Here is a 504-nt window from a genome sequence, read left to right as displayed (position 1 = left end):
GTCCGGACGCACGCGGCCGCTGGACATTATTCTGCCGGCGGCGCTGCAGCCGTGGCTGAGAATGAGCCTTGAGGTGACGCAATCGCATCTGCCCTTCGAGATCAACCTGCACGCTGTGGAAACGCTTACCGAATGGCGCAACCTCAACGTTCAGGTGCAGACCGTCGAGCTTTCCCACCGCGTGCCGTGTCACGGTTATGTATTTACCGAGTCCGATCCGGAACCGCGTCTGGACGTGGGGCGCCTGGATGCCGAGGGCATCGAACGCGGCCCGCTCTGGGGTCAGTTGGCCCATGGTCAGGACGGGGAGGTTGACGGGCGGATGCTGCACGCTCGCAACTATCTGCTGAGCGCGCGACCTGATCGGCGCATCATCGTCTGCGGCGACAACGATCGGCCGGCACTGCTGGCAGAAGTCGCGCAATCGGCGGACGTGCTGGTGCATGAAGCGACATTCGTGCAGGCAGCAATCGACCGCGCTCGAGCCAGTTACGGCCACAGTAG

Annotated in this window: 1 pseudogene; it reads left to right on the top strand. The window is 63.7% G+C overall.

The annotated features are described in order from the left end of the window. Positions 1–504: pseudogene (locus J5M71_RS27345) on the top strand (MBL fold metallo-hydrolase); the annotation flags it as partial.

The sequence above is a fragment of the Pseudomonas sp. 43(2021) genome (assembly GCF_017490805.1).
In the GTDB taxonomy this organism is placed as follows: domain Bacteria; phylum Pseudomonadota; class Gammaproteobacteria; order Pseudomonadales; family Pseudomonadaceae; genus Aquipseudomonas.
The sequence above is the reverse complement of the archived record's forward strand: the minus strand, read 5'-3'. Positions and strand labels throughout refer to the sequence as shown.